This is a genomic window from Anaplasma bovis (assembly GCF_036903315.1).
GTDB classification, from domain to species: Bacteria; Pseudomonadota; Alphaproteobacteria; order Rickettsiales; family Anaplasmataceae; genus Anaplasma; species Anaplasma bovis.
On record NZ_JAWLNY010000008.1, the window covers coordinates 1 to 15,387 of the forward strand.

Sequence of the window (15,387 nt, forward strand, 5' to 3'; positions counted from 1 at the left end):
CATAAGATTATCTGGATATATGGAAGAGGAGAAATTCCATATCGCTAGAAATCACCTGATACCCGCTCTTCTTCAGGAACATAGTTTGCGTTCGAAGGTGTTTCCTAAGTGTGTTCTCTTTTTTTACGTAACCAATTACTACTTTCCGCAGCTACAGAAAATACAATTTTAGTCTACTGCCCCGTAACAAAATTTATGACCTTTGAGGGAACATAGTGCACGGTTTCCACATTTTTTCCATTAATACGGCGTTGTGCAAGTTTTAAAGAAGCCTCTTTGATTTCCTCGTCACTTGCGCCAACAGCGGCCTTCAATACACTGCAGAACTTGCCATTTACCTGTACAGCTATGTTGACAAAACTCTCAACAAGCAGCTCCTTTCTCACATCAGGCCATTTTTGTAAATGCAGCATACCCTTCCCGCCCACACTTTCCCACAATTTTTCTGCAATGTGAGGCATAAACGGCTCTATAACCCTGAGGAAAATACACACAGACTCATCCTTAACTGCCTTTTGTATGGAAGTATCCTTCAGAAGCTCAAAAAGCACATTACTCATCTCCCTGATTTTTGCTATTGCACAATTTAACCTGCACCGTTCTATATCCTCGCCTATTTCATTTAGAAGCTTATGTATGCGTGATATGTGCATAGAATCACTTGCGCTGATCTCTATTGTATTCCCACCTGGAAAGCACTCTACCCTGTACACACTTATGGCATCCCATAGGCGCTCTATATATCTCCAAGAACCTGCTACCCCTGTATTGCTCCATTCTATATCACGTTCTGGCGGAGTATCAGACAACATGAAAAGTCTTATCGTATCGGCTCCATAGTTCGCGATTATTTCACCGGGATCTACCACGTTCTTTTTCGACTTGCTCATTTTTTCAATTTTTCCGCGTATAACCTTTTTTCCTTCAGCAATCATCTTGTCTGCGTCTTTCGGGAAAAGGTAATTACCAGATTCGTCTTGGTAGACTACGTGACAAACCATCCCCTGAGTAATTAAGTTGCGAAATGGCTCCTCTACGTTGAGATACCCACACTTTTTGAGGGCTCTACAAAAAAACCTTGCGTATAGAAGATGGAGGACTGCATGCTCTACTCCACCTATGTAGTAATCGATAGGAAGAATTTTGTCACACAAAGCGGACTCTAAGCGACGCTCTTCACTGCAAAATGCGGCAAAGTACCACGAAGACTCAAAAAAAGTATCAAAAGTATCAGTTTCTCTACAAGCATCGGCGCAACATACAGGACATTTTACATGCTTCCAAGTCTGGTGAGTATCTAACGGATTTCCCCCCTTAGTAAAGTCCACATCTACAGGCAATACAACGGGCAAATCCTCCTTCTTTACTGGCACTACACCACATTCCTTGCAATGTATTACGGGAATAGGACACCCCCAGTATCTCTGTCTTGATATACCCCAATCTCTTAGTCTATAGTTTGCTACGTGTTTGCAATTTCCGAGTGATTCGAGCTTCTCAATCATCACGCGCTTCGCATCACCAACTTTTATGCCATCCAAAAAGCCAGAATTCTTATATATGCCATCTCCTAAATATGCCTCTCTATCAATATCACAGAGCGCACTATTCTCAGGAAAAACCACTTGGTACACTGGAAGATTGTAAACTTTTGCAAATTCAAAGTCCCTCTGATCATGTGCTGGACAACCAAATACAGCGCCCGTACCACATCCCTGTAGTACATAATTTGCAACATATATTGGCAATGCCCTATCTAGGAAAGGATGTTTGGCGACTAGACCAGTATCCATTCCAACCTTGTCAGTATCTTCTTCTCTGGAGGCAGTTAAAATCTCATTGATGAATGCATGAACCTCATCATTATCAACATGACGCAACATCTCATGATCTGCTGCAACCGCACAAAATGAGGCACCGAACAGCATGTGCGGAGCGGTTGTGAAGACTTTCAACTTCTCCTGGCAACTGGTGTCAAATTCTATGACAATGCCTTCAGTCTTCCCTATCCATCGCTCCTGCATCAGCTTGACTTTATCAGGCCAGCCAGTTAAATCCTTCAAACCGTCTAGTAGGCTGTCAGCAAAGTCCGTAATTCTCAGAAACCACTGAAACAGTTTACGTTTTTCTACTACTGCTCCAGACCTCCATCCAAGCCCATCTATAACTTGTTCATTTGCCAAAACTGTCTTATCCACCGGGTCCCAATTGACCCAAGATTCCTTTCTATACGCTAATCCCTGCTGTAAAAAATCCAAGAAGAAAGCCTGCTCCTGCTTATAATATTCCTTGGCACACGTGGTTAACTCTCTATCCCAGTTGTAGGAAATACCAACAGCTTTCAGCTGTTCTCTCATTGCAGTTATGTTATCCCTTGTCCATTTTTCTGGGCTTGTACCATACGACAAAGCTGCATTCTCAGCTGGAAGTCCGAAGGCATCCCATCCTATGGGATGTAGCACACTATTGCCTGTAGCACGCTTATATCGCGCTATCACATCTCCTATGACGTAGTTCCGTATATGCCCCATGTGTATACTTCCAGAGGGGTATGGAAACATGCTTAGAACATAGCACCCTATATCCTGGCCAGATGGTATGTTAAAGTCCCAGCGCCCTTGTACCTCTTTTTCTACACGTTTAAAATCATAACTCATCATCTATCCGCAAACTTTCATAAACAGCCTCAGCTACGTATCTTCCTTTTGGAAAAACTTCTAGGCAGACATACCCCATATAACCCACCCCATTTGGTATCTCAAGCTATATATGACACACCAAAGTCTTCATCTTATTTACGCATGTAAAACTACCACCATACATTTCAAGTTTTACCATACTAAGGTAGTATGCGTTGCACCATACCAGATACAGCGTTATTCGCGCCTTATAGGAAAATTAATCAATTTATACTATGCATTGTAGTGAGTAGTTTGGTCTCATTTTCAGTATCGCAGATTTGGACGCACCTTCGCGTATTGCTTTTCGTTCTGCGGAATCTGGACTTCTGAGTTTGTATACCGGAGCGTCATATGAGGGGAAAACGTTGCCCAAGTGGTCAAAAAGTTAAGCTTCAGATTCTAAACATAATACGAAATACGATCTACAAAAGCCAATGGAATCAAACAGTAGCTGCAAAGATAATAGGCGTAGATCAGCCGAAGATATCGCAGATAATAAATGGGAAAGCGGCAGGGTTCTCCCTAGAGAGGCTGCTTGTATTCCTACTCAGGCTCGGTTGCGATGTTCATCTATCAATCCACACTGACAGAAACCGTGTAGACTACAGTATGGAAAACTCAATGGCAAAGATTGATCTTGATTCCATAGATATGTCTGTGTTCTATGGCGATTCAAAATAGTCCTATACTACAACCTGTAAGTAGCATTTGCGACGCATCCCAACGATTCGCAGATTTGTATTTAATAGCTTCACTGGTGTGTTTTGTGAAGTTAGGTTAGCAACTTTAACATCAATGTGTTGCATATGATATGGGAGAAGGATAGAATTCTGGATCTATTATATTAGACACGGGGTTGGAAAAGTGGAAGACGGAGAGGATTTTTCGTACTGTGACAGCAATAGGTTTAGGTTAGTGATCTTGGCTAGCCAGAGAGCTCACGAGCTGAGTTCTGGAGCGATGACCTTTGTTGCTCGTCAAGATAGCAAGAATACCGTTGTAGCTCTAAGAGAGTTAGCTGAAGGTCAGTTGAATGTATCGGACGTATTCGGCTTGGCAGTACAACGATGTAGGAAATACTTCGAAGAGTTTGCGAACCCCAGGAATGCAGCATCTAGCATTCGCGCATCGTCTAGGTCTCCGCACTCTGCAGATGGAAAGAAGGTGGCATATTCTGCTTTCCTGGATCAGGACAAGTTCCTTTCAGGAAAGGGTAGTGACATAGATGGGTTTTAGTGCTCTTATTGTGGTGTAATCCCCTTTTCTGTTGTATACTATGCGCGTGTTAACTCTGCTAGTTCTTATGTGGTATTGCGCGGAGCTTGGTCGTTTTGCAGTAGGTTTTTTCCATGAATGTCAAAGCTGATGATAGTGATGCCTGGAGCTATATAGAGAGCATAGCGCGTCCTATAAGCTCTAAAACCCCTCTAGTGCACACTTTTGCAAAAGAGGAAGATCCTGTATCTGGTAGCGGAAACCGAATAAAGAAAATCTGTGTAATCGATGAAAAAGATGTGCGTGAAACCTTTTCTTCTAAGAGTAGCAGAGGGTGCGACAGGGAGTTTTCTACATTGCATGCAACGGGTAAGTATGATGAGCAATTGCCGGAGACAAAAACCCAGGGCATGGCACCTATTTACCGAGAAAATTGCGGGTTGATTTCGTGCATAGACAAGAATACCAAAGCACGCATAGACCGAGGTTTATATCCTATAGACAAGTTACTAGACCTGCATGGATACAGCCAAGACACTGCATGTGGCGTACTGTTAAATTTCATCACTAGCAGTTTTTTATCGGGTCACAGGTGTGTATTGGTAATTACTGGGTGGGGAAGTAAAAACTCCGGCAAGAACAGCATAAAGAGCAGTTTTCACAAGTGGTTGCAGAGCACCAGAATATCCAACATGCTTCTATACTATACGCAGGCTATTCCTCCGCACGGGGGCAAGGGTGCGTTTTACGTGTTGTTGCGTAATAAGCACAAGCTCACGTGATGTTCTCACAGATTTTAAGAAATTAATTATTGTATCTTTTTGTGCTGTGATATAGAATGGCGCAGTTTTTTGGCTACGAGTGAGCCTTTGGGTCATATTCTCCTAAGGGGTTTGCCAGTCTGCTGATATGGAGAGTGTGTATGTACGTGGACTACTCTGAAGTTTATCCTGCATCTGAAAAAGTATATGTCCGAGGTAGCATACATAAGGATGTTATGGTTGGCATGAGGCGCATATCTATCAAGGGGGGAGAGGCGCAATTTACCGTATATGATACCAGTGGAGTGCACACTGATCGCGATGTAAGCATAAACTACGAGTCTGGTATTAGAGATATACGAAGCAAGTGGATCAAGAGAAGGAACGATGTTTCTGTTGTTGAGAAGAACTCATATAATTCCACGAGCAGTAACAATTTAAATTTCAGAAACTCTGAGGTACTACGGAAAAATGCTTGTGGTACTCCTGTGACCCAGCTCTTTTATGCAAAACAAGGGATTATAACCCCAGAAATGGAGTATGTTGCCATAAGAGAGAATACATTATTGGAGAATCATGCTGCTTTATCTGGTAAGGTTAGGAGGGATTATAAAGAGATTACTCCAGAATTTGTGCGGCAGGAGATTGCCTCAGGGAGGGCGGTTATACCGTGTAATATAAACCATCCTGAGTCTGAACCTATGATTATAGGGAGGAATTTCTTGGTCAAAGTGAACGCCAACATAGGAAATTCTTCTGTTCTGTCACATATTGAGGAAGAAGTAAAAAAGATGGTGTGGGCCGTCACATATGGCGCTGACACAATAATGGATTTGTCTACAGGAAAAGATATTTTCAATGTACGTGAGTGCATAATACGGAATAGCCCTGTTCCTGTGGGAACTGTACCGATATACCAAGCGCTAGTTAAGGTTAACGGGGTTATTGAAGATCTAAACTTTGACGTATTCAAAGAGACTCTCATCGAGCAAGCGGAGCAGGGGGTGGATTATTTTACTATTCACGCTGGTGTATTGAAAGATTATGTGGGCTACGCCTTAGGGCGCACAACGGGCATAGTATCACGTGGTGGTGCGATAATGGCAAAGTGGTGTACTGCGCACAATAAGGAGAACTTCTTATACACAAATTTCAGGGAGATATGTGAAATAATGCGGGATTACGACATAACGTTTTCTCTGGGAGATGGGTTGAGGCCTGGTTCTATAAGTGACGCCAATGATAAAGCCCAGTTTTTGGAGCTTGATACCCTGGGTGAGTTAGTGCGAATAGCTAGGGACTACGATTGCCAGGTAATGGTAGAGGGTCCCGGGCACGTACCGATGCATTTAATAAGGGAAAACGTCGAGAAAGAAGCAAGCATATGCAGTGAAGCACCATTTTACACATTAGGCCCGATAACAACGGATATAGCTCCAGGATACGACCACATAACGAGTGCTATTGGTGCTGCAATGATAGGATGGCATGGGACAGCTCTGTTGTGCTATGTGACTCCCAAGGAGCATCTAGGGTTACCTAATTTGGAGGACGTAAAGGCAGGAGTTATTGCCTATAAGATAGCCGCGCATGCAGCAGATTTAGCTAAAGGCACAGCATCTTCTTATATGAGGGATATGGCTCTCAGTGAGGCAAGATTTGATTTCAGATGGGAAGATCAGTTTAATTTATCAGTAGATCCAAAAACTGCTCGTTCATTGCACGACGAGTCACTGCCGGGAAAGGGGGGAAAGACTGCTCATTTTTGTTCTATGTGTGGCCCTAAATTTTGCTCTATGAAAGTACACAAGGATATAGAACAGGGCGAGGCGTTGCTCTACACTGAGGTATAATGTCGCTGAGATAATCAACAATATAGTAGGTTCCGCTTCTGCTGTGGGAAAAGTCCATGCTTTAGACTAAGGCATAATGAAATTGGGATGGTTCAAAAATACATGGCACAACGAATCACACAACAAGCCGCCGCCGGAAAACTGAGGTATAATGTAAGTCAAGGTGACACAAAATATGGTAGATTTTGCTCCTGTGATAGATAAGTCCCTCCAGGCTTCCTTCAAGTGTTGCCGCGCAATGTGTTTCTTATGTCCCCCTATTATCACATCCATCTACTATGTTCTGAACAGATGAGAAGTCTCATGTACGACCCAGTGCGTAAGTTCTTGCCTGCTGCAGAATGGCCCAGGCTTTGCTTTTAACTGTTCTCAGCCCAATAGTCTTCCTTATCTTTACCACCATGTTTCGAACAAAAAGATAAAAGTAGGACTAAGCATTACTTTATACTGAAGTGCAGCGTAGTAAGATAACCAGCAATGCGGCAAGTCTAGCTAATGCGAGGACAGGAAGTTCTTTACAATGAAGTGTAATATAGTAGGCCTTATTAATTGGGGACAGGAAGTTGTTTTACACTGATATAATGTCAGTGTGATGGTTCGAAATACATCACACAACGAATCGTATGACAAGCCACCGACGGAAAACTGAGGTATAATGCAAGTCAAGGTGACACAAAATATGGTAGATTTTGCCCCTGTGGTAGACAAGCTCCTCCAGGCTTTGCTTAACTATTGCAGCGCAATAATGTCTTTCTCATATCCCACTACTATGTTCCCAACCGACGAGGAGTCTAATAATGCCCAGCCCAACGCTCCAGTTCTTGCTCGGATCTTAGGCATCAAATGAGTCTGTAGACCTAATCGTTAGCAAGGATATACGCGATGCTATTATGGTCGTTGAGATAGCATAAAATACAGTATATTTGCCCCTGAGCGGGAAAGCCCCCCCAACTCCCACCTTCTTGCCATTGCAACGCAACATCCTCACTACATCCCTATATTCCTATAAGATGAAGCCTAGAGATCTACAAATTCCGAGCAGTGAGCTGCTTTACACTGAGGTATAATGCCGTTGAGGCAACCCAAAATATAGCCAAAAATACAGTAGAGGCTCGCTCCTGTGGTAGATAAGCTCCACGCTGTGCTTAACTGTTCTCAGCCCAATAGTCTTCCTTATCTTTACTACCATGTTTCGAAAAAAACCACTCGGTAGCGTGTGGATAGCGAGAAGAGGTGTTGCTCTACACACACTGAGGTATAATGTCGCTCAGATAATCAACAATACAGTAGGTTCCGCTTCTGCTGTGGAAAAGTCCATGCTTTAGACCAAGACATAATGAAATTGAGATGGTTCAAAATACATCATGCAACGAATCACATAACAAACCACCGCCAGAAAATTGAGGTATGATGTAAGTCATGGTGACACAAAATATGGTAGATTTTGCTCCTGTGGTAGATAAGCTCCTCCAGGCTTCCTTCAAGTGTTGCCGCGCAATGTCTCTCTTATGTCCCCTATTATCACATCCATCTACTATGTTCTAAATAGATGAGAAGTCCTATGTACAGCCCAGTATGTAAGTTCTTGCCTGCTGCAGAATAGCTATCGTCCCTTTCTTAGCTGTTGTAGCGTAACATGTTCTTTATATCATCCACTATGTTCCTGACATACGAAGACACAGCAACCCTACTCAAGCCCGTATTTATGTAAAAATCGGCAAAATTCTGTCTTTTTCCGTATGTTGCCTGTAATGACAAGATAAATTCCATGTCCTTCCTGGACATCCCCCTTGCCGCGAGTCTTTCATACTGCAACATGCGGCATACGTACACATGAATTACAAAATCGCACGCTCTCAGAAAGCCTTTTTCGAATAACAGCGGTATATCTAATATTACGTAATCGTGGCCAGCTCTCCTACTATCTATCATGAATTTTCTTTGTCGTTTTATAAGTGCCTTGTGTACAAGCGACTGAAATTCTTGCCATTTGGCGCTGTATACAAAAAAATGCTTCGCTAATTCTTTTTTCGAGACGCAACCTTCGGAAATCGAGTCGGGGAAATACTCTTTGACGAGATTCGCTATATCCTCATCATTTGAGTACATATCGTTTACCTCCATGTCAGCGCAAAACACCGCCGCATTACAAAATTTTGCAAACATACCCGCTATAGTGGTTTTACCCGAACCGGAACTGCCACTAAGTCCTAAAGTTATCACCACGCCAATCAACTAAAACCCTGAATTAGTGTAATGCATAGTGCCAGGAAAATATACACTCACGGCGCAAGGGAGCGACACTGCGGCGTCGTTGTAAATATATCACCATAAGAAATCTGTATGAAATATATTAGATACATGCCACTTGTGTACCATTACTTAAAAATTTCACAAGCGAAGAGGTATACATTTCATCATTATGTGTCATTATATAAGGATCAGATGGGTTGAGATTGTCGTAACAGTTCAGAGACTGGTACAATGTTAAAACAAGCGGTGCGTGCTCTAGAAAGTGATGAGGTTATTTGCTTCCCAACAGAGACGTTATACGCTCTCGCGTGCAATCCCTTCAGCGAATCTGCTCTATGTAGGCTATATGAACTAAAACAACGACAACATGCAAAGCCTTGTCCCCTATTATTCAGTAGTTTAGAAGAGATTTGCAAATTCTCCGACGTAGATGAGGCCGATATTACGACGATGAGAATTCTATTAGATGGACAAATAACGTTCATCCTGCCTCTTCCCGCTATCCACACGCTACCGAGTGGTTTTTTTAAGAATACCTTAGGTGCGAGAGTATCGAGTCATAAAATTGCTCTCAGCATACTGCGTACTTTTGGATATCCACTTGTGGCAACCAGCGCAAACATATCTGGCATTCCTGGGGCAACAAAGGCATCTGACGTTCCGGAAGCAATAAAAAGCGGTGTCTCAGTATTTATAGAGGACGATGCAGATGTCACAGGCATGTGCTCTACTGTGTTTGATATCAAGTCACATACGATACTGAGAGAAGGCTCTTTTTCTGGTACGAAAATTTTTGACATAATAAATACAGTAATGCAGTAGTATGCAAGAGATTGTCGGACATTATAAACAAAAAACCTTCCTGTGGGAGAATTACAGTGAGTCACCGACTTGGCTTTTATCAGGCAGAAAAGGTATAGGTAAGTACACCACCGCGCTGGCGCTAGCGAAACATATTTTTCAATGTGATAGCATAGATTCCTATCCTGATGTAATGCTTGTGGATGGAAGCACGTCATCGATGACGACAATCAGAAAGGTTAAACACTTTCTGCAGATGACTCCCATGGGCTCTTCCTATAAGATGGCTATCCTAGATAACGCAGATGACTTGAACGAAAATGCAGTCAATGCACTATTAAAAATTCTTGAAGAGCCATTAGGAAAATCCCTAATTTTTCTTATCAGCCATAACATTCATGATATTCCTATTGTCTTGCAATCACGCTGCATGATTCTGCCCTTTCAAGAACTGAGCATTGAGGAGTCAATGCAAGTTATAAAGCTCAATTATCCTGACATGCAGCACATAGAAACAGCTGCTTCCTTATACCCAGGAACCCCTGGGATGGTAACGGAGGAAATTGATAGTGAAATATCTTTGTATGAGACTATAGAATCCATTGTCTACAACAAAAATGAGAATTTTGCTTTAGAAAAGATATTAAAAACAGAGCTATCTATCGAGAAGATAGAGTATTTGGTACTGAGATCGGTATTTGATTATGGGGTAAAAACGGCAGACGTATATGAAGCAACCTCAGACAACAAAAATATGCTACAGCACATTTCAGAAAAGTACTCAGCAATACTTAAAACTTTTAGCACTTCTCGTAAGTTGAATATACAAAAAGAGGCCACGCTTTTTAAGGTCTTAGAGATAATGCGGTCGTTGGTTGTAAAGCAGTTATAAGTTCACAAATTTTTAGTGTTTGTTACCAAGGTGTTGCCAACATCAGTAAGATTTTGTGATTTTGCCTGAAAAATGCAGCTGTGCTTAATAATACATTAGTCAGCAGCTACGAATTTAGTTGACTATGCAGGCTAACCTAATATCCTAAGTCCGGTTAACTTGTATTGAAGCTAGGGAGTTTATTTATGAGTAAAGAGATCATAGTCAGAGCACTGATGTCAGGCTTGGGCTTCACCAAAAAAGATTCTAGCAGCGCTTATGATGTAGTGATGTCTGCTATAAAAACAGCTTTAGAAACAAATAATTCTATTCGCTTGCATAACGTAGGCACTCTACATGTAATTCAGTGTGCTGAGAAGAAGTACCATAATCCGAAAACAGGTCACCTTGAAACTCTGCCTCCAAAGAGGAGAGTACGCTTTAGGTCTAGTAGAAAGTTGCTTGACACTGTAAACGTGTAATTAGCCTCTGGTGATGCTATTTAATGGCGTGGAGGTGTTACACAAGGTTTGGCATGGTTTTCTCTGCTAAATGCGCAATTAGGAGATGTATAGAAGCACTTTAGGTGGTGTCTTCAAGTGTGGATAGTTCGTGCTTTGTCTGTATATAGGTGGGTTTATATTAGATATATGCGCTTTCTGCAGTCTTGTAATTGACACTTTACGCGGGTTTTGAGCTGTTTTTGTGCTCGTGAGCGTGTGGTGTATATAGGTCATCTCCTTTTTGCAGCATTGGGATTTATGTAGCATGCAAATAGACGTAGGTTTGCATGCACCTTTAGTCTTGTGTAGTGATGATTTTCTTCATTTTCTCCACAACATATGCAATCCCATGGGTTACTGCTTCGCATATTATGAAGTGTCCTATGTTGAGCGCAGATATTTCTGGTACGGTGGCTAGGGTCTTGGCAGTTGTGTAGTCAATTCCGTGGCCGGCGTGTACTTCCATGCCTAGTTTTGCTGCGTAGCGTGCTGCTTCTTTTATTTCTTCAAGCATTGGCTGCTGCTGGTGCATGCAGTACTGGCCGACGTGCAGCTCTATTTTATCAACGGCTAATTTTTTAGCATACTCTATTTGAGCTTGCTGGGGGTCTATAAAGAGAGTTGTTTTTATTCCGCGTGACTTAAGTTCAGATACTACAGGAAGCAGCGTAGCAAACATCACTATGGCATCGATACCCGCTTCTGTGGTTCTTTCTTCCCTCTTCTCTGGAACTATACATACACTTTCTGGAGACATCTGCTTGGCAAGTAGTACCATTTCGTCAATAGCAGCCATCTCTAGATTAATCGGAGCAGTTATTCCTTCCTTTAACTCCAGCAAATCCTTATCACGTATGTGCCTTCTGTCCTCACGTATGTGCACAGTAATAAAATCTGCACCATGTGCAATGGCGCTTTTAGCCACCTCTATAACGCTTGGGTATGAAGTATCCCGTAAATTGCGCAAGGTAGCAACATGATCTACGTTAACACCTAACTGCAAAATAACCCCTCCTTTTGGCGTAAGACATATTACATGAAAACCACTGAGTTTTACACAAATATCTCTTATTCTTCTCTAACCTTATTACGACGGGTTGTTTGTGCTTCTAATCTTACTAGATGATAACTCGCAGGTACGGAACCTAAATATCCCCCACCCTTTACATCCATAAAGAGACTTCTTGCTTAGGGGGGATATTCTAGGCACGGACAGAGTGGCAGGCTTTCTTAATGTTCCATACACATGCCCTGGCCTCTCTAGTACCACTATGGATACCATTTTCAAAAAATCTCTCCATCTGTACCACAGGTGTATTGTTTCTAAAATATCTGAGCCCGCTATCCATACGAACCTATAATGCGGGTTTCTACTCATTAGCAGTAATATAGCTTCATAGGCATATGGGCTATTCACACTAACTACCCTCATATCCCTACGTCCACTAATCTTTTTGCACACCAATTCTTCTCTCTCCTGCAAAGTGCGTTCACAGCTTTGCTTAAGAAAATTCCTATCCGTTACAAGCCACCATACTTGCCTTAGTTGCAGAAACTTCATTATCTTATCTGCTACGTATACGTGACCATCATGAGGTGGATCAAACGATCCGCCGAATATTCCTATAGTAGTCATATTCACTACACATACACAAAATCTACACTTGCTCTGTAGGGATTATTAACCTAGTTTAAAAAAATTAACAATTAAAGTTTAATATTATTGAAATATGTAAGACATACTGTAATATGCGTGTGTACCTTCCAAATTCAATAGCGCTTTTTGCGCTAAGTTCCATCATTTTTATGCCAGGTTTTCAACAATGAGTAAGAAAATAGAAAAAAGTTTACCAGAGGAGTCTAATGTCCGGCCCAAGGCGTCGGTTCTTGCTCGGATACTAGCGTCAAATGAGTATGTAGACCTACTTGTTAGTCAGGATATACGTGATGCCATTATGGAGCATATCAGAAGGCTTCGCGTTAGTAAGGATTCTGATGATGCAGAGCTTCTGGAAAAGCTTAGGGATCCAGATTCTCGCGAGAGTGATGAACTTCTTAAGCAGGTGCGTACTAGCTACCTTAGTAAAGAGATGAAAGAGCGCATACGCGAAGGTTTCGGAGACAGAAAAGCTGAGCTTGTTTACAATTACATGTATAAGCGACTCATTACTATCAACAGGCGGTTTACTCTTGGACTTGCTCTGTGCAAATTAGCTCATCGAACTGAAGCAGCAGATACAGTTTCCCGTCTTTCTTCTGCTGATTTTGTCGCTTTCGTAGATCTTGTAGATGGTATCTGCAACATCCCTGAAATAACTGAAAAAGAGGCTTCCTTGCAACAGCATCGCAAAGAACGCGCTTATACCGCTTCAACGGCTTCATTGCCTGAAAAGCTTTTGAAAAAGTTTTTACCTGACGCTTCACAGGGAAACATCACTTCTGTAATGATGGACTTCATCAAGGAGAAGATGAACTTTGGCGGAAAGGAAAATAAGCATACAGACGACATATGCATGGATCTGCTGCTTGCATCTCCTTTCAATAATCTAATGATGTTTTTTGCCGCTTCAGTTACTGGAAGTCTGGGATTTATGGTGATGACACTGCCACTTTATATAACGTGGACTGCAATATCGAGCCTGAAGAGCGTTGTAACCGTTAGATCTGATATCCCAGATGTAAATCATCCTACAGTTGGAGCTCGATTCACAAAACTGCTGACTGACTCAGACCGGACCTCTCCCCTGCTTATACGTCAGACAAACAATGCAGATAAGTCTGGATTCGTGGAAAAACATAAGAAGAAAGACGTTATCCACCAGCAGTTGGCAGAAAACCCTTCACAAGGCCGCCCTGATTATTACTCTTCTGTGTACAGCAAAACTGCACGCTCTTCTTTGTCTGTAGAAAATCGTAGATAACTACCTAAGCATCCTAATCAACAAGCTTATGTCCCCAGCAAGCTTAGAATCGCTATCCATGAACTTTTCGACCTGTCTCACTGCGTGTATCACAGTAGCGTGATCCCTGCCGCCGAAACTCCTGCCTATGTCGGGTAGACTTTTTTGAGTGAGACGCTTGGACAAATACATAGCAACCTGTCTGGGTCTAGCCAGCGCGCGAAGTCTTCTAGCAGAGTACATATCCTCCAGCCTTATACCAAAAAACTCTGCAACTTTCTTCTGTATCGCATCGATGGTGACGAGCTTATGGTTTGCTCTCAACAAGTCAGAAAGAATATCGCTAGCAAGCTCAATGGTAACGCTGCCACCAATAAGGGAAGAGTGCGCAACAACCTTGTTTAGGGCACCCTCCAGCTCTCTTATGTTTGACTTGATATTCTTTGCAAGAAACTCCAGGACTTCATTGGGCACGTCTATGCCCATTCTCTCAACTTTTAACTGCAAAATGCCCAATCTCAACTCAAAAGTAGTCTCATTTATATCGGCTACGAGCCCCCATCCTAGGCGCGACTTTATTCTATCTTCTACTCCATCGAGATCACTTGGTGACCTATCTGCCGATATAACAAGCTGCTTACTCTGATCTATAAGCGCATTGAAGGTGTGGAAAAACTCCTCTTGAGTACTGTCCTTACCACTTATGAACTGCACATCATCGACCATCAATATATCCACTGAGCGAAACTGCTCCTTGAATAACATTATGTCCTTACTACGCAGAGCCGTAACATATTGGTACATGAATTTCTCGGCAGAAAGATACGCTATTTTCCTCTTAACACTAGATCCAAGCACATACCATGCAATCGCGTGCATTAAGTGCGTCTTACCCAATCCCACTCCACCATACAAAAATAGAGGATTGCTACCGGGTATGGGGGCAGAAGATTCCGCAACCCTTCTAGCAGCTGCAAACGCCAGCTCATTGGGCTTACCCACAACAAAATTGTCAAATGTAAACCTGTGGTCTAACGGAGAATGCAAATGATCATATGCTCCGCCACCAAAGTTGTTTAGACCAGGCGCAGCTTTGCCATCAGAAATTACAAAAGGCCCACCAGAATTCTCACCAGATGCCTTTTTGTCAGCTTGTCCTGAGGAACTTCCGGAAACACATATATCTATATAGCATACAGAGCCCTCCTCCGCTCTCCAGTATTCAAGAATCTTATCTACGTAATGAACTAGTATCCACTCTTTTATGAACCTAGTGGGCACGTGTAGCACAACCCTGCCGTTCTCATTTCCCGAATAGACAAGAGAGCTCAACCAACTATCGTATACAGCAGCACCGTAAAACTCCAACAGCTTTTTCTTGACTCGAGCCCAAGCTACACACTCATCATCAAAAGTGTACTCATCCTCTACAACGCAACAATCCGCAGCCCCAGAAGCACCTACCATACCCTCAAACCAAAACTACATAAACCAAATCCCTCTCGCGTGAGTACACGGGTACGAAACATACCTCAATAAGTAACACACA

General features: G+C 42.4%; 13 protein-coding genes. 8 read left to right on the forward strand and 5 right to left on the reverse strand.

The features are described from left to right. Positions 1-173 precede the first annotated feature (173 nt). Positions 174-2,657 (reverse strand): leucine--tRNA ligase, encoded by a 2,484-nt coding sequence (leuS, locus tag R4I06_RS01330; protein WP_334413716.1) that lies wholly within the window; start codon positions 2,655-2,657, stop codon positions 174-176. A 375-nt stretch (positions 2,658-3,032) separates the two neighbouring features. Between leuS and R4I06_RS01335 the strand changes: the two genes are divergently transcribed. From R4I06_RS01335 to thiC, 4 genes are all read left to right on the forward strand, one after another. After that, positions 3,033-3,362 (forward strand): helix-turn-helix domain-containing protein, encoded by a 330-nt coding sequence (locus tag R4I06_RS01335; protein WP_334413698.1) that lies wholly within the window; start codon positions 3,033-3,035, stop codon positions 3,360-3,362. Positions 3,363-3,545: 183 nt separating this feature from the next. Further along, positions 3,546-3,917 (forward strand): DNA-directed RNA polymerase subunit omega, encoded by a 372-nt coding sequence (rpoZ, locus tag R4I06_RS01340; protein WP_334413699.1) that lies wholly within the window; start codon positions 3,546-3,548, stop codon positions 3,915-3,917. Positions 3,918-4,030: 113 nt separating this feature from the next. Next, entirely contained in the window at positions 4,031-4,678 is a 648-nt protein-coding gene (locus R4I06_RS01345; protein ID WP_334413700.1) for a Smr/MutS family protein, read from the forward strand. Positions 4,679-4,818: 140 nt separating this feature from the next. Next, positions 4,819-6,510, forward strand: coding sequence for a phosphomethylpyrimidine synthase ThiC (gene thiC, locus R4I06_RS01350; RefSeq protein WP_334413701.1), 1,692 nt, complete (start codon positions 4,819-4,821; stop codon positions 6,508-6,510). A 1,617-nt stretch (positions 6,511-8,127) separates the two neighbouring features. On the opposite strand, the gene coaE is transcribed toward thiC, so the two are convergent. After that, on the reverse strand, positions 8,128-8,736 hold the full coding sequence (gene coaE, locus R4I06_RS01355; RefSeq protein WP_334413702.1) for a dephospho-CoA kinase: 609 nt from the start codon (positions 8,734-8,736) through the stop codon (positions 8,128-8,130). Between the two features lie 258 nt (positions 8,737-8,994). Between coaE and R4I06_RS01360 the strand changes: the two genes are divergently transcribed. The 3 genes from R4I06_RS01360 (at position 8,995) to R4I06_RS01370 (ending at position 10,917) form a co-directional block, all read left to right on the forward strand. After that, the gene (locus R4I06_RS01360) at positions 8,995-9,585 is read left to right on the forward strand and encodes an L-threonylcarbamoyladenylate synthase (protein WP_334413703.1); all 591 of its coding nucleotides are present in this window, start codon (positions 8,995-8,997) and stop codon (positions 9,583-9,585) included. A 1-nt stretch (position 9,586) separates the two neighbouring features. Beyond that, on the forward strand, positions 9,587-10,456 hold the full coding sequence (locus tag R4I06_RS01365) for a hypothetical protein (protein WP_334413704.1): 870 nt from the start codon (positions 9,587-9,589) through the stop codon (positions 10,454-10,456). 185 nt (positions 10,457-10,641) lie between these two features. Next, positions 10,642-10,917, forward strand: a complete 276-nt coding sequence (locus R4I06_RS01370) for an HU family DNA-binding protein (protein ID WP_271757410.1) — start codon at positions 10,642-10,644, stop codon at positions 10,915-10,917. Positions 10,918-11,233: 316 nt separating this feature from the next. On the opposite strand, the gene R4I06_RS01375 is transcribed toward R4I06_RS01370, so the two are convergent. Together R4I06_RS01375 and R4I06_RS01380 are read right to left on the reverse strand one after the other, a co-directional pair. Next, positions 11,234-11,941 carry a pyridoxine 5'-phosphate synthase gene (locus R4I06_RS01375; RefSeq protein ID WP_334413705.1) on the reverse strand — a complete coding sequence of 236 codons (708 nt, stop codon included), beginning with the start codon at positions 11,939-11,941 and terminating at the stop codon, positions 11,234-11,236. Positions 11,942-12,025: 84 nt separating this feature from the next. Continuing rightward, entirely contained in the window at positions 12,026-12,574 is a 549-nt protein-coding gene (locus tag R4I06_RS01380; RefSeq protein ID WP_334413706.1) for a nucleotidyl transferase family protein, read from the reverse strand. Positions 12,575-12,761: 187 nt separating this feature from the next. Between R4I06_RS01380 and R4I06_RS01385 the strand changes: the two genes are divergently transcribed. Then, positions 12,762-13,859 (forward strand): hypothetical protein, encoded by a 1,098-nt coding sequence (locus R4I06_RS01385; protein ID WP_334413707.1) that lies wholly within the window; start codon positions 12,762-12,764, stop codon positions 13,857-13,859. On the opposite strand, the gene dnaA is transcribed toward R4I06_RS01385, so the two are convergent. Next, a complete protein-coding gene (gene dnaA, locus R4I06_RS01390; protein ID WP_334413708.1) occupies positions 13,860-15,305 on the reverse strand; it encodes a chromosomal replication initiator protein DnaA in 1,446 nt (481 codons plus the stop codon). Positions 15,306-15,387: the final 82 nt, after the last annotated feature.

Coding starts and splice junctions, on each gene's coding strand:
- leuS (WP_334413716.1), bottom strand. CDS start 2,657: ATGAGTTATGATTTTAAACGTGTAGAAAAAGAGGTACAAGGGCGCTGG.
- R4I06_RS01335 (WP_334413698.1), top strand. CDS start 3,033: ATGAGGGGAAAACGTTGCCCAAGTGGTCAAAAAGTTAAGCTTCAGATT.
- R4I06_RS01345 (WP_334413700.1), top strand. CDS start 4,031: ATGAATGTCAAAGCTGATGATAGTGATGCCTGGAGCTATATAGAGAGC.
- thiC (WP_334413701.1), top strand. CDS start 4,819: ATGTACGTGGACTACTCTGAAGTTTATCCTGCATCTGAAAAAGTATAT.
- R4I06_RS01360 (WP_334413703.1), top strand. CDS start 8,995: ATGTTAAAACAAGCGGTGCGTGCTCTAGAAAGTGATGAGGTTATTTGC.
- R4I06_RS01365 (WP_334413704.1), top strand. CDS start 9,587: ATGCAAGAGATTGTCGGACATTATAAACAAAAAACCTTCCTGTGGGAG.
- R4I06_RS01370 (WP_271757410.1), top strand. CDS start 10,642: ATGAGTAAAGAGATCATAGTCAGAGCACTGATGTCAGGCTTGGGCTTC.
- R4I06_RS01380 (WP_334413706.1), bottom strand. CDS start 12,574: ATGACTACTATAGGAATATTCGGCGGATCGTTTGATCCACCTCATGAT.
- R4I06_RS01385 (WP_334413707.1), top strand. CDS start 12,762: ATGAGTAAGAAAATAGAAAAAAGTTTACCAGAGGAGTCTAATGTCCGG.
- dnaA (WP_334413708.1), bottom strand. CDS start 15,305: ATGGTAGGTGCTTCTGGGGCTGCGGATTGTTGCGTTGTAGAGGATGAG.